Origin of the sequence: Levilactobacillus hammesii DSM 16381 (assembly GCF_001434395.1) — a bacterium.
Lineage (GTDB): Bacteria > Bacillota > Bacilli > Lactobacillales > Lactobacillaceae > Levilactobacillus > Levilactobacillus hammesii.
In genome coordinates, this window is record NZ_AZFS01000046.1 from 116,349 (window position 1) to 130,183 (window position 13,835).

A 13,835-nucleotide genomic window follows, 5' to 3' on the forward strand; every position below is an offset into this window, starting at 1 on the left:
CCAGCCAATGATTACGATTTGATGTCGACGCTGCGATGGAAGATGTGCTTACGAATCCAGATCATCCCAGCAGTGGTGTAGGCCACAACGACTAACATGACGATGGTGGCAATCAGGACAACGCCTACAATCTGCAGTCCCTGTGTCTTTAAAATGTTCAGGCTTGCGGCTAATTGAATACCAGAAGGGACGAAGAGAAAGGCAATCAGACTAATCATAAAATCGCCGAATTTTTCGACATTACGTAGCTTGACGATGTGCGTTGCAAGCAAAACGTAGAGCAGGATTAGACCGATAACGGGTGTGGGAACCGGAAAAGATGGCGGAAAGAGCGGGGAAATCAGACTGGAGACAAACAGAATTGCGGCAAAGATGGCCATTTGCACGATAATTGGTGACGGTTTTTCTTCCGTCGTCGGTTCTGTTTGGGGAACTTTATCTGGACGAGCCATAGAAAAATCTCCTTTCGATAAAACACCGAATCCAACCAGCAATCACCAGAATTTCACAAGGAAATCAGGCGGCTATTATAAGAATATCAATAAGCACTTAAGTACGCTCAAACTAACCTCATTATATGGGGACGCTTATCATTACACAAGCCAAATGTCCGCTAAATCAGCGATTGACGGATATTTATTTATTGATATTGAGGGGAATCCATTGGGCATTTGTTTTCATTGGTTTTTCGTTGAACTAACTAAGCTGTGATTAAAATAGTTATGTTTGTGAAAAGTGATGGGATCAATTGAAAAACTTAACTTTTCCGAACAATCTTAAAATGGCGGTTGTGTTTAATTTGGGAGATTTGTATAATTAGCAAAAGATATGTAGAAAAGAAAGAGGACACTTTATGAGATTTGAGATTATTGTTAGCTTATTTGCTACCATGATTATCTCCGCAGTCCTAACGCCGTTTGTACGCCGCTTCGCGTTTCAAATTGGTGCGGTGGATAAACCGAATCAACGACGGGTCAATAAGGTCCCGATGCCAACATTGGGTGGCCTGGCGATTTTTATAGCGTTTACCTTTTCAACCATGTTTCTCTTACGCGACCAGATGCCAACGCAACAGTTGTGGGGCCTGTTCGGTGGGGAGTGTATTATCATCGCGGGAGGCATGATCGATGACGTCTTCGAACTGAAGCCCCGTCAGAAAGTGATGTTTCAATTAGCGGCGGCACTCGAGGTCTACTTCGTTGCCGGCGTTCGCATGCGTTATCTGACACTGCCTTTTATTGGGGCGTGGCATTTTGGTTGGCTTGCGCTGCCCATTACGCTGTTATGGATTGTCGCGATTGTCAACGCCATCAACCTGATTGATGGATTGGATGGATTGGCAACGGGTGTTTCGATTATTGCATTGACCACGACCGGGATTACGGGGTTATTCTTCCTTAACGTGGCGAACACCTGGGTGGCCATTATGATCTTTGCCTTGGTGGCCGCAATGGTTGGTTTCTTGCCTTACAACTTTTTCCCAGCGCGGATTTATTTAGGGGATACGGGGGCCCAGTTCATTGGCTTCATGATTGCCTGTTTCTCGCTGTATGGCTTGAAGAACGTGACCTTTATTTCCGTGATCATCCCCGTGATCATTTTGGGCGTGCCGATTACGGATACCGTGTATGCGATGATTCGCCGGATTCTGAACAAGCAGCCAATCTCACACGCTGACAAGCACCATTTGCACCATCGCTTGATGCAGCTGGGATTGACGCACCGGCAGACGGTGTTGGTCATTTATGGGATCGCGCTGATCTTTTCGTTCATTTCACTGTTATACCCGTTGTCCACGATTTGGGGCTCCGTCCTGTTGACCATTGCCATTCTGATCGGCTTGGAACTCTTCGTGGAAGCCATCGGTTTGGTCGGTTCGGATCGGCAGCCGTTATTGCATTGGATCAAACGGATCGTGAAGCAACTCACCTCTAAAAATTCAGATTAGATTAAAATGATGTCCGGGATATGACGCAAAAATCAGCATTTTCAGAAGGATAGCCTTCTGTAAATGCTGATTTTTTTGCTGTGCTTACGTTAACGCTCGTAAATAATATTTCTAATTTTATATAGTCGAAACGTGGGCCAGAAGACAGCTCCTAAGCACCTTCTGGCCCACGCTTTAATCTGATTCGTGGCTGCTGGCATGAATCTCAACGGGAACTTCGTGATAGTCAATCTCACCAAGCGTCAGTGTGAGCCGATCACTCAGAAGGTCGGTAATGGCCTGCTGCGTTTCCGCCACGGCATCTAAATCAACGGCAATTGTGACCGCGACTTTGTCGGTGTACGTCGTATCGAGCGTGGTGATCTTTTCCTCGGTTAAGTAGTGACTGAGGCGATCATAGTTGGCGTAATCCACGGCTAGGGTCATGGCGCGTTGTCGGACACGCTTGACCACACCCACGGCTTCGATGGCGGTGGACGTCGCGTTGCTGTAAGCGCGAATCAGGCCGCCAGCACCGAGTTTGATGCCCCCGAAGTAACGGGTGACGACGGCAATGACGTTGTGGAGTTGGTTGCGTTGCAGCACAGTGAGAATGGGGACACCAGCGGTCCCAGAGGGTTCACCGTTGTCACTCTCGCGTTGAATCTCATCGTGTTCACCGAGGACGTAGGCCCAACAGTGGTGGTTGGCTTTGGGTTCACGGCTGCTGACCTCAGCCAGAAAGGCCTTGGCTTCTTCTTCGCTGGTGATTCGGGCGATGTCCGTGATAAATCGCGATTTTTTAATCTCAAGGGCGTGTTGACCGGTTGTTTGAATGGTTAAGTAGTCAGTTTCCATAAAAAAACACCTTTCTCAAAAATATTTAGCCGCTTTTTACGGAGTTAGTTCCTGTACCATCAGATGGGAGGAACGTCATGAATGAGCTATCAGAATTTTTTGGTCGCCGTATGCCGGCTGATCGGGTGATCCCAGAATTGGGAGACGGGCAGGTTGCCGTCCAACGCATTGGTCAACGATACCAGTGTCAGCGGTGCCAACAATGGCTTGCTGAGACGGATCGCTTGCCCAATGGGGCCTGGTACTGTCGACAGTGTCTGCAGATGGGACGACTGACCTCGCAGACTAAATTATACACTATTCCCGAGCCGAATCGTTTCCCGATCCCGGCAGCGTCTCGGTTAACCTGGGCGGGCAAGCTCAGTGCCGATCAACAACGAGCGGCCGAGGCCATTTATCGCCAGGTGCAGCAGGGGAAAGATCAGTTGCTGTGGGCCGTGACGGGGGCAGGAAAAACGGAGATTGTCTACCCAGCGTTAGACTGGGCGCTGACGCGAGGGTGGCGCGTTGCCTGGGTTTCCCCGCGCGTTGACGTGTGCTTGGAGTTGGCGCCCCGCATTCACGCGGCCTTTCGAGACGTAAGCCAGTGCTTGTTGTACGGGGAACAGACCGTCCCCTACGCCTATAGTCAGCTGACGATCTGTACCACGCACCAGTTGCTAAGGTTCGAACGGGCCTTTGATTGGATCGTTGTGGACGAGGTCGATGCTTTTCCATTGGCTACCAGTCCACTGCTGCAGGGGGCCATCACCCGCGCCGAGAAAGAAACGGGCCAGCACCTATACCTGACGGCAACCCCGGGTGAAGCGTTGCAACGGGAGATTCGCCGGCAGACCCTTGCCGTGACCTATCTTCCCTTACGTTATCACGGGTTCCTCCTACCACGCCTTCAGGTGAGACTGGCTTGGCGTTGGCGGCAGATGTTGGCCAAGCAACGCCTGCCCAAGGGGCTCGTTCGCCAATTACAGCGCTATGGTCGTCAAGGCCAGCGCTTCTTACTCTTTGTACCGCACGTACGGGATCTCCCGCTCGTGATGGCAGCGTTGGACTTGGCTGGAATTCGTGGGGGCGCTAGTGTTCATGCGGCTGACCATGACCGGACGGCGAAGGTGCAGGCGATGCGCGACCAACGGGTGTCCTTCCTAGTGACGACAACGATTCTAGAACGTGGGGTAACGTTTCCCAATATCGCCGTGGTTATTTTGGGTGGGGATGATGCGGTCTTCTCGACTGCAGCTCTGGTTCAGATTGCGGGCCGAGCGGGGCGGAGCGCTGATTTTCCTAAGGGAGAGGTGACCTGCTATGTCCAGAGTCAAACCCGAACCATTCGCCGCGCCCAGGTGATGATTGACCGGCTGAATCGGCAGGGCAAGCAGCGGGGTGGGCACACATGACGACTTGCGTTTGGTGCCAGCGGGCGTTTCCAGTTTCCCTGACGCTTCCTGAGATCCTAGCGTGGCGGCCCTTACCCCAGCCACCCCTGTGTCCCAGCTGTCAGGACCGCTTGACCCCCATTACGGGGAATCGGTGCCCAGACTGTGGCCGACAGCAGGCGACCCGAACGGTCTGTCACGATTGCGAACGTTGGCAGGCGGTCCCACTGAAGAATCACGCGTTGTTTCGTTATGATGCGGGGATGAAAGCTTACATGCAACAGTATAAATTTCAGGGGGACTATGCGCTCCGCAAGGCCTTACAGGCGCCGCTTTCCCGTGCATTATCGCGGCAGACGTACGATATACTCGTGCCCATTCCCATTGACCAGCAAACGTGGCGAACCCGGGGGTTTAATCAGGTGACGGGGTGGCTACGGGATCAGCCCTATTATCAGGCGTTGGCGGTCAAGGACGACCATAAGAAACGGCCACAGTCGGCCAAGACACGGGCAGAGCGATTACTGACACCACAACCCTTTCAATTAGTGGAACAGGTGGCGCCCATTTTGATTGGCCAACGGGTACTTTTACTGGATGACGTCTACACGACGGGCCGGACTTTGCGCCACGCAGCTGACCAAATTTATTTAGGAGGCGCGAAAGCGGTTACTAGCTTGACTTTAGCGCGTTGAGGCGGATTAAATTTCGTGAGAATAATTGTTTCTGATAGGGCTTTCTATTATAATAATAGTAAGCAAAGCATATTAGAAGAGTGGTCCTTCTAATGCTGAGCAAACCAGGTGTTATCTTGGTTGAAGGGAGAGAAGTTTTATGCTCACATTTAATATTCGTGGTGAAAACATCGAAGTTACTGACGCAATACGGGATTACGTTGAAAAGCGTATCAGCAAGTTGGAGAAATATTTCGACAACAAAGTTGAGGCAATTGCGCATGTCAACCTGAAGGTCTACCAAAACAAGACAGCGAAGGTTGAAGTAACAATCCCACTCCCATACTTGACATTACGGGCAGAGGAAACTTCTCCGGACTTATATGCAAGTGTTGATTTGGTTACCGATAAGCTGGAACGGCAAATTCGCAAGTACAAGACCAAAGTTAACCGTAAGTCCCGGGAGAAGGGCTACAAGAACCTTGACTTCGCACCGGAAGCTACGGAACCAGATCCAGCTGACGGTCAAAAGTTAGAGGTTGTTCGGACCAAGCGCGTTTCGTTAAAGCCAATGGATAATGAAGAAGCTGTTTTACAGATGGACATGTTAGGTCATGACTTCTTTATCTACGAAGATGCTGAAACGAACGGCATTAGCATTGTGTACCGTCGTAACGACGGTCGCTATGGTTTGATTGAAGCCGACGACCAATAAACCAATAATGTTAAAACTAACGAAGCACTGCCTTGCGCGGTGCTTTTTTAGTTTGCAGTAGAAAGTTCAGTGTTGGACCAGATTGAACGTCGTTAGACTAGGCGGCTCCCGCGGCTGCCAGAGATGCCGGTTGCTCTAGTGGTTAACCCATGACGAGACGGTTTGTTTGCTCACCCTACCAAAACAAATAGGTAAAAGGGTGAGGGTGGCAGGCGGGTTAACAGCGTTGCCCAACTTGCCAGTATTTAAGAAAATACTGGCATTCATGCTTTTGCCGGTATCGCTGAATCGTTAAGGGGGCCAACTCATTAGGGGCTCTGTCATGGGATTGTTAAGCAACTGTTATGCAAAAAGCGATACTTTCAGTAGTGAATCTGGTAAAATTAATAAGATTACTCGTAGGCCTGTGAAGACCTAGCGCGCTGGAAATTTGCCCGATTTGGGTGAAGAAAATACAGTGCGGATGTTGGGGATGATCGGCAGAAGCTATTTTAGTCAGTTGTCATGCGAAAGAAAGCGGTTTTACGGCATTTACATGATTAGAAAAGTTTCATATTAGCCGGGTTAGTGTTAAAATGTAGATTGATTTATTGTCAAAATAAATGAGTTGAATCCTGTCCCTCGCGCAACGCAGCCACCGTGGTTGACGCGAGGAATCTTCTTGTAATGGGATTAGTGATTTTATCAATTACACAGATGTCCGCTCCGCAACCTGCGGACAGTAACGACTCGGCTTATCATGAGTAGTGACTCGTGCCGAGTAAATTGCGAAAGTGACATTAATCGTGTCATGGCTGCAAGCTTCCGATGTTAATTGGAAGTGGTTGACGGAGACTTATTAAAATGTACTGAAGGGAATTCTCACATGGCAAATATTTTGAAACGATGGGTCGAAAGTGATCGACGGACTTTACGACGCCTCAGTAAATTAGCGGATGAGGTCGGCGCCTACGCTGATGAATACGCAAAGCTTTCGGATGCAGATCTGCAAGCAAAAACGCCTGAATTGAAGAAACGCTATCAGGATGGCGAAACCTTGGACGATTTATTGCCTGAGGCCTTTGCAGCTGTTCGTGAAGGTGCTAAGCGGGTCCTTGGCCTCTACCCATTCCACGTGCAAATTATGGGGGGAATTGTGCTTCATGAAGGTAACATTGCCGAAATGAAGACCGGTGAAGGGAAGACCTTGACCGCCACGATGCCCGTTTACCTGAACGCCTTAGCTGGCGAAGGGGTTCACGTGGTTACGGTTAACGAATACTTATCCGCACGTGATGCCACTGAAATGGGTGAGTTGTACAACTGGATGGGGTTGACCGTTGGGTTGAACTCCGCCGAAAAATCACCAGAAGAAAAACGTGAAGCTTACCGGGCTGATATCACGTACTCAACCAACGGGGAAATCGGGTTCGATTACCTGCGTGATAACATGGTGGTCTACAAAGAAGATATGGTACAGCGGCCATTGAACTTTGCTATTGTCGATGAAGTTGACTCCATCTTAATTGATGAAGCGCGGACGCCATTGATCATTTCTGGTCAGTCTGAAGGAACGAGTGCCCTGTACCAACGGGTGGACCGTTTCGCCAAGACGTTGCACGAAAAAGAAGACTTTAAGATCGACCTTGAATCCAAGACGGTGGCTTTGACCGACGTTGGGATTGAAAAGGCTGAAAAATACTTTAACCTGAAGAACCTCTACGATACCGATAACACGGCCTTAACCCACCATATGGACCAAGCCTTACGGGCGAACTTCATCATGCTGCGAGACAAGGACTACGTGGTTCAAGATGGTGAAGTCTTAATCGTTGATTCCTTTACTGGGCGGGTTATGGAAGGACGTCGTTACTCAGACGGCCTGCACCAAGCCATTGAAGCCAAGGAAGGCGTCGAGATTCAAGAAGAAACCAAGACGATGGCCAACATCACGTACCAAAACTTGTTCCGGATGTACAAGAAGCTTGCCGGGATGACGGGTACTGCGAAGACCGAAGTTGAAGAGTTCCGGGAAATTTACAACATGGATGTTATCTCCGTGCCAACCAACAAACCGGTTGTCCGGGTCGATGAACCTGACCTGTTGTACCCAACCTTGGAATCCAAGTTCGATGCCGTAGTTAAGGAAATCAAGATGTTGCACGAAAAGGGTCAACCGATGTTAATCGGGACCGTTGCCGTTGAAACGTCAGAATACATTTCCCAACGTCTGGATGATGAAAACATTCCGCACGTGGTCTTGAACGCGAAGAACCATGCTAAGGAAGCCGATATCATCCAAAATGCCGGTCAACGTGGTGCCGTTACGATTGCCACCAACATGGCTGGGCGGGGAACCGATATTAAATTGGGACCCGGTGTTGTTGAAATCGGTGGTTTAGCCGTTATTGGGACTGAACGACACGAGTCACGACGGATTGATAATCAGCTTCGTGGCCGTTCCGGTCGTCAAGGTGACCCTGGTATGACGCAGTTCTACCTGTCCCTTGAAGATGATCTGATGCGCCGGTTCGGTTCCGAACGGGTTAAGAACTTCCTGGAACGGATGAACGTTGACGGTGAAGACGCCGTTATTCGGAGTCGGATGATCACCAAGCAGGTTGAATCCGCCCAGAAGCGGGTTGAAGGGAACAACTACGATTCCCGGAAGAACGTGCTGCAATACGATGACGTGATGCGTCAACAACGTGACGTGATCTATGGCGAACGGAACCAGGTTATCAACCAGGACAAGTCCCTGAAGTGGGTCTTGATGCCAATGATCCAACGGACGGTCGACCGCGTGGTTAACTTACACACGCAGGGTGATCAGTCCGATTGGGACTTGGACACGTTGCTTGACTTTGGGATTTCCGCAATGGTCTCACCCGAAAAGATTAGTCTGGATCAATTGAAGGACAAATCTGCCGATGAGATCAAGGCTTATTTCATGGGCTTAGCAGAAGAAGTCTACGACGAAAAGCAAAAGCAACTTTACGATCCAGCACAGATGTTGGAATTCGAAAAGGTTGTCTTGCTACGTTGCGTGGATTCCCACTGGACCGACCACATCGACACCATGGACCAATTGCGTCAATCAATTGGGCTGCGGGGTTATGGTCAGTTGAACCCATTAGTTGAATACCAACAAGAAGGATTCCGGATGTTCGGTGAAATGATCTCTGACATCGATTACGATGCCACCCGATTATTCATGAAGTCAGAAATTCGACAAAATATTACCCGGTAGTTCGGGAGATGACGAGGCGGGAAGCAATTCCGGCCTCGTTTTGTTAAATCACATGGTATGACCGCGAGTGACCAGACGGCCTGAGATTGGTGTCGGGTAACAGCAGCAAAAAAATCGATTCAAAAAAGGAGCTAAATCAAGATGGAATTAAGTGATGCCAAACGTAACATTGCAACCATGAAAGACCAACTTGCCGGCTTTAGGGGGTCGCTTTGACTTTGATGCCCTGAGTGAGAGCATCAGTGTCAATGAGGGTCAGATGGCCCAACCGGACTTTTGGAATGACGCGCAAGCAGCCCAAAAGTTGATTGATGAAACCAATGAGATGAAGAAGAAGGTTGAGGAATTTCAGAGCCTAAACGACCAGATAGATGATCTGGAAGTTGCTGTGGAATTGCTGCAAGAAGAGCCCGATCCGGATATGCAGGCGGACTTTGAGCAGAACTTTAAGGCGGCACAAGATGCTTTGCACCAGTACAGCCTCAATCAATTACTCAATCAGAAATATGATCGGAACAACGCCATCTTGGAAATTCACCCGGGTGCGGGCGGAACGGAATCCCAAGACTGGGGTGAAATGCTGATGCGGATGTACACGCGTTGGGCAGACCAGCATGATTTCAAAGTGACCGTGTTGGATTACCAACCGGGAGAAGTTGCCGGACTGAGTAGCACAACTCTGCTGATTGCCGGGCACAATGCGTATGGTTACTTGCGCTCCGAAAAGGGCGTTCATCGGTTGGTTCGAATTTCACCATTTGATTCTGCCGGACGACGGCACACCTCGTTTGTTTCCGTGGATGTATTGCCGGAGCTGGACGACACCGTGGATATTGACATTAATCCTGCTGACTTGAAGATTGACGTTTACCGGGCATCTGGAGCCGGGGGACAACACGTGAACAAAACCTCCTCGGCCGTGCGGATTACGCATATTCCAACGGGAATTGTCACACAGAGTCAAGCGCAACGTTCGCAACTGCAAAACCGGCAGACGGCTTTGGGGATGTTACGAGCCAAACTGTACGAACGTGAGGAAGAAAAGAAGGCGCAGGAAAAGGCCGCCATTGAGGGTGAACAGATGGATATCGGTTGGGGCTCGCAGATTCGCTCCTACGTCTTCCACCCCTACACGATGGTTAAGGATCACCGGACGGATTATGAAACGGGGAATGGTCAAGCTGTGATGGATGGCGATCTCGATCCGTTCATTGATGCTTATCTGCAATGGCAACTCAGTCAAAAGAATCCCGATTAAGCGGGACTTCCGTCGATTGATCCTGAGTTAGGTCGCAACTTAACCCAACCGCCACATTTTAAAATAGTCTTTTCAAGGAATCATTGGGCGGGTAACACGAATGTCGTGTGACCCGCTTTTCTTTCATGCTATACTGGGGACAGTTATTTTTTTCAAAGAAAGGTGTCGATGACATGCGGATATTTTTAGCGTGCGGCAGTTATCTACTCCAACTGATGGTGTGGGTGGCCGTACTGCGGTTGTGGGTGACGAGTCGCTCACGCATCAAACGCGAACGACGGAGCTTTGGGAGCGCCGTGTACAGTGACCATTACGAATTGCGTCACTTTTTGACCCAGGGAATTGTTTTGGGCCTGGGATTATCGGTAGTAAACGTGCTGGTTGGGTTCAGCTTACCGTTATTATGGATTGCGATTTATGAAATCTTGGCGGTCATCACGCTTGTGATTTTGCCAACGACGGTCTTACCCCTAACTCTGATTGTCGTGAGTTCCTTGGCGACGTACTTCGGTGGGCCTTACATAAAGAATCTTCCCAGTCTCGCCCCAACGGGACTGAGCTGGGCAAATGGCTGGTCCAGTCAGATTCCCCCGCAAAATTACTTGTGGTTGGCTGCCTTTTTCTTCCTCATACTGGGTCACTGGTTATCGCGGTATGGCGGTCGTTTTACGGCACCACGGATTTACGCAAAGCAGCGGGGCAAGCGCATCGCCGGTTATCCATGGCGGGAGTTTCTCGTTTTGCCCATGGTGACGTTGGTTCCTGGTGACTGGATTTCCAGTCATTGGGCCTTCTGGCCACTCCTGACCGTTCATGGTCATTCATTTGCCATTTTAGTGGTGCCATTGCTAGTAGGCTTGCGGTTTACGGTCTTTCGCCAAGTGCCACGAGACGTCTATCAAAGGTTGGCTAAGAAGATGATTTGGTTAGCCGCCGCAGGACTCATTTTCTTCGGCTGGAGCATTCACCGTGGCCAAGATCTGCCTCTACTATTGGTCGTCTTATTAGTTGGTTACGCCATCATCCTATGGCGAGCCAAACGTTATGATGCGCAACAACAATTCTGGTATTCTCAGGTGGATGACGGTGTGCGGGTCCTCGCCATCCGGCCACAGACGCCAGCAGTGAAACTTGATCTGGCTGCCGGTGACATCATTTTAGAGTGTAATCATCAAGCGATTGATAGCGAAACGTCCTTTTATGAAGCCCTGCTGCGTAATCCCACGTATTGTCATTTAAAAGTGCGGAATATGGCGGGAGAGCTGAAAGTGACGGAGACCGCGATTTATTCTGGTGCACCCCATGAAATTGGCATTGTTCTATTCAGAGATCAGGAGGGATAACCCATGAGCAGAGTCCTAGTCGTCGATGACGAGCCAGCAATCGTCACGTTACTGCAGTACAACCTGGAGCAAGCGGATTATCAGGTGGTTACAGCAATTGACGGTGAGCAGGCCTTAAATTTGGCATTGCATGAAAAGTTTGATGTGATTTTATTGGATTTAATGCTACCAAAGTTAGATGGTGTTGAGGTGACCAAACGGTTGCGGCAAGAAAAAATCAGCACACCCATCATCATGATTACGGCTAAGACCAGTGAGTTCGATACCGTCTTTGGCCTTGAACTCGGCGCGGATGACTATATTACCAAACCCTTTAGTCCACGCGAGGTGATTGCCCGGATGAAGGCCGTTATGCGGCGCTATCATGAAGATGAACCGGAGGAAAAGCCCGTTGCGCCAGCCACTAACCTGTTGCAGGTGGCGGACTTGACGATTGATCAGGATAAGTTTCAGGTCAAACGGGGCGACCAGTCGATTGACTTAACACCTAAGGAATTTGAACTCTTACTATTCTTTGCCAAGCGTCCAGGCAAGGTGTGGAGTCGTGAGCAATTGCTCGAGGGGGTCTGGGGCTTTGACTACAGTGGTCAGACCCGAATGGTAGATATCCATGTTTCCCATTTGCGAGAAAAAATTGAGATTGATCCCAAACATCCCGTGTTACTCAAGACGGTACGGGGGTTCGGGTATACCTTTGAGGCCCAATCATGAAGCGGCTTCTTGCCGTGTGGGTGACGCTAGGAATTGCGAATAGCCTGTTAGTGTGGTTGGTGCGGCCATCGCAACTGGGCGTGAGCATCTTGATCGCGTGGTCGCTGGCGCTAATTGAGACCGCGGGGGTGCGTTATTTCCTGCATTGGGGCGATCAACGAATTAGCATTCTGACGAAAAAGGTCGAGGGTATCCGCCACGAAGAGACGCCGGCCCACGTCCTCTTGTCGCCGCACGATCCCTTCTATCAACTGGCTTTGCAGATTAATTATCTGCAGACTCACCAGCGGAAGGTGCAACGACAGATTGCCGGGCAAAATCAGGAGTTTGCGACCTTACTGGATTATTTGCCGATTGGGGTTATGGTGATTGACCGGTATCGCAAGGTCGAGTTGGCCAATCCAGCTATGGAACAATTCCTCCAACAGCAGATTTCGCCGCGGCGGCACCCGTTTATACAGGATGTCCACCAGTTTGAGTTGGCTAGCCTGATTAACTCCGCGCTAAGTGAGGGGACAACGCAGCATCGGGTGCTAAAGTTACCCGGAACGCCCAATGAGCGGACGGTCGATGCACAGGCGATCTACACGGAGACGTCGCAAGACTATTTTCAGGTGTTGGTGTTGCTGTATGACGTGACGGAGGTCTATGCGGTCGAGCAGATGCAGGTGGATTTCGTCTCCAATGCCTCGCACGAGTTGAAGACGCCGGTGACGGCGATTTCGGGATTTGCGAAGACCCTGCTAGCTGGGGCCAAGGATGATCCCGAAAAGCTCACGGAGTTCCTGGAAATCATCGATCAACAGAGTGAACGCTTGGTTGAATTGATTAACGATGTCTTGACCATTTCACACCTGGAATCGGGGAATGCGGTCGACTTGGCTGAGGTGCCCATCGGTCAACAGATTGAGATGCAGGTTTCCTTGCTAAAACCCTTAGCTGCCGTCAATCAGGTGACACTGATCAATCGTGTACCAACTGAGATGGTTGCGGCTACCGATCAACATAAGTTCGATCAGATTTTGAAAAATGTGTTGGGTAACGCGATTAAATACAACCGTCCCCAGGGTGAGGTCACTTTGACCACTGTGGTAACCGGTAAGACCTGGTCATTACAAATTGCCGATACCGGTGTGGGCATTTCACCACAGGATCAGCTCCGAGTCTTTGAGCGATTCTACCGGGCAGAGGTCTCCCACTCCAATCAACGGGTCAGTGGCAGTGGCTTGGGCCTGGCCATTGTGCGTGAACTGGTTGAGTCGCTAAATGGCAAGATCGATTTGCAAAGTAAGTTGGGTGAAGGGACTACGGTTACCCTGACTTTTCCGGTGAATGCGCCGAGCTAGGGTGAGCGGGACACGAGTTATCCGGTGCGATATGCGTTCTCGCGCAATCCTCGTGACGGTTGAGGCGGTTGCCTTGCCACAAGGTTGCGTCTGGTTTAGGCGCGTATCTCCGTAAGATCCGGGGGCTTTCAACCGATTATTCCTAAATAGATAAAGTATAGCGGCAGTCATCGAGCGGATGACTGCCGCTTTTTTGATCCGTTGGTTGTGACAACGTTGTGCCGAACCGCTGATAGGTCCATGTGGTTGTGATTGTCCCGACCGTGCATTTATTTTGGCAAAAATTCGTCAATACTGGGTAATATTTACATAACCTTTACAATACGCCTACAAGACATTTACATTGGTTCGGTATACTTATTTTCGAAAAGGTCGCGCAGTAGCGCTTGGCCGATAGGAGG

General features: G+C 50.0%; 11 protein-coding genes. 9 read left to right on the forward strand and 2 right to left on the reverse strand.

What is annotated here, in order from left to right; genetic code table 11:
- Window positions 1–11 precede the first annotated feature (11 nt).
- Entirely contained in the window at window positions 12–452 is a 441-nt protein-coding gene (locus FD28_RS04490) for a CidA/LrgA family protein (RefSeq protein ID WP_057733019.1), read from the reverse strand.
- A 401-nt stretch (window positions 453–853) separates the two neighbouring features.
- On the opposite strand from FD28_RS04490, the gene FD28_RS04495 reads away from it, so the two are divergent.
- Window positions 854–1,948 (forward strand): glycosyltransferase family 4 protein, encoded by a 1,095-nt coding sequence (locus FD28_RS04495; protein WP_057733021.1) that lies wholly within the window; start codon window positions 854–856, stop codon window positions 1,946–1,948.
- A gap of 174 nt (window positions 1,949–2,122) precedes the next feature.
- Here the strand turns inward: FD28_RS04495 and FD28_RS04500 are convergent, their stop codons facing one another.
- On the reverse strand, window positions 2,123–2,785 hold the full coding sequence (locus tag FD28_RS04500) for a YigZ family protein (RefSeq protein ID WP_057733023.1): 663 nt from the start codon (window positions 2,783–2,785) through the stop codon (window positions 2,123–2,125).
- A 77-nt stretch (window positions 2,786–2,862) separates the two neighbouring features.
- On the opposite strand from FD28_RS04500, the gene FD28_RS04505 reads away from it, so the two are divergent.
- From FD28_RS04505 to FD28_RS04540, 8 genes are all read left to right on the forward strand, one after another.
- Entirely contained in the window at window positions 2,863–4,179 is a 1,317-nt protein-coding gene (locus FD28_RS04505; RefSeq protein ID WP_057733025.1) for a DNA/RNA helicase, read from the forward strand.
- On the forward strand, window positions 4,176–4,853 hold the full coding sequence (locus tag FD28_RS04510; RefSeq protein WP_057733027.1) for a ComF family protein: 678 nt from the start codon (window positions 4,176–4,178) through the stop codon (window positions 4,851–4,853). The genes FD28_RS04505 and FD28_RS04510 overlap by 4 nt, the downstream gene beginning before the upstream one ends.
- Before the next feature lie 139 nt (window positions 4,854–4,992).
- Complete coding sequence (hpf, locus tag FD28_RS04515) at window positions 4,993–5,547, forward strand: ribosome hibernation-promoting factor, HPF/YfiA family (RefSeq protein ID WP_057733029.1); 555 nt, start codon at window positions 4,993–4,995, stop codon at window positions 5,545–5,547.
- A gap of 865 nt (window positions 5,548–6,412) precedes the next feature.
- Entirely contained in the window at window positions 6,413–8,776 is a 2,364-nt protein-coding gene (secA, locus tag FD28_RS04520; protein WP_057733031.1) for a preprotein translocase subunit SecA, read from the forward strand.
- Between the two features lie 141 nt (window positions 8,777–8,917).
- Window positions 8,918–10,034 (forward strand): peptide chain release factor 2 gene (gene prfB / locus FD28_RS04525; RefSeq protein WP_157059838.1). Its coding sequence is split into 2 segments (ribosomal slippage): window positions 8,918–8,989 and window positions 8,991–10,034, totalling 1,116 coding nucleotides; the frame shifts between segments, so codons are not numbered across the junction.
- A 173-nt stretch (window positions 10,035–10,207) separates the two neighbouring features.
- A complete protein-coding gene (locus tag FD28_RS04530) occupies window positions 10,208–11,377 on the forward strand; it encodes a PDZ domain-containing protein (RefSeq protein ID WP_057733034.1) in 1,170 nt (389 codons plus the stop codon).
- A 3-nt stretch (window positions 11,378–11,380) separates the two neighbouring features.
- Window positions 11,381–12,088, forward strand: coding sequence for a response regulator transcription factor (locus FD28_RS04535; RefSeq protein WP_057733036.1), 708 nt, complete (start codon window positions 11,381–11,383; stop codon window positions 12,086–12,088).
- Window positions 12,085–13,434 carry a sensor histidine kinase gene (locus FD28_RS04540; RefSeq protein ID WP_235806848.1) on the forward strand — a complete coding sequence of 450 codons (1,350 nt, stop codon included), beginning with the start codon at window positions 12,085–12,087 and terminating at the stop codon, window positions 13,432–13,434. The genes FD28_RS04535 and FD28_RS04540 overlap by 4 nt, the downstream gene beginning before the upstream one ends.
- Window positions 13,435–13,835 lie beyond the last annotated feature (401 nt).

Coding starts and splice junctions, on each gene's coding strand:
- FD28_RS04505 (WP_057733025.1), top strand. CDS start 2,863: ATGAATGAGCTATCAGAATTTTTTGGTCGCCGTATGCCGGCTGATCGG.
- FD28_RS04535 (WP_057733036.1), top strand. CDS start 11,381: ATGAGCAGAGTCCTAGTCGTCGATGACGAGCCAGCAATCGTCACGTTA.
- FD28_RS04540 (WP_235806848.1), top strand. CDS start 12,085: ATGAAGCGGCTTCTTGCCGTGTGGGTGACGCTAGGAATTGCGAATAGC.
- FD28_RS04530 (WP_057733034.1), top strand. CDS start 10,208: ATGCGGATATTTTTAGCGTGCGGCAGTTATCTACTCCAACTGATGGTG.
- FD28_RS04500 (WP_057733023.1), bottom strand. CDS start 2,785: ATGGAAACTGACTACTTAACCATTCAAACAACCGGTCAACACGCCCTT.
- FD28_RS04510 (WP_057733027.1), top strand. CDS start 4,176: ATGACGACTTGCGTTTGGTGCCAGCGGGCGTTTCCAGTTTCCCTGACG.
- hpf (WP_057733029.1), top strand. CDS start 4,993: ATGCTCACATTTAATATTCGTGGTGAAAACATCGAAGTTACTGACGCA.
- secA (WP_057733031.1), top strand. CDS start 6,413: ATGGCAAATATTTTGAAACGATGGGTCGAAAGTGATCGACGGACTTTA.
- FD28_RS04490 (WP_057733019.1), bottom strand. CDS start 452: ATGGCTCGTCCAGATAAAGTTCCCCAAACAGAACCGACGACGGAAGAA.
- FD28_RS04495 (WP_057733021.1), top strand. CDS start 854: ATGAGATTTGAGATTATTGTTAGCTTATTTGCTACCATGATTATCTCC.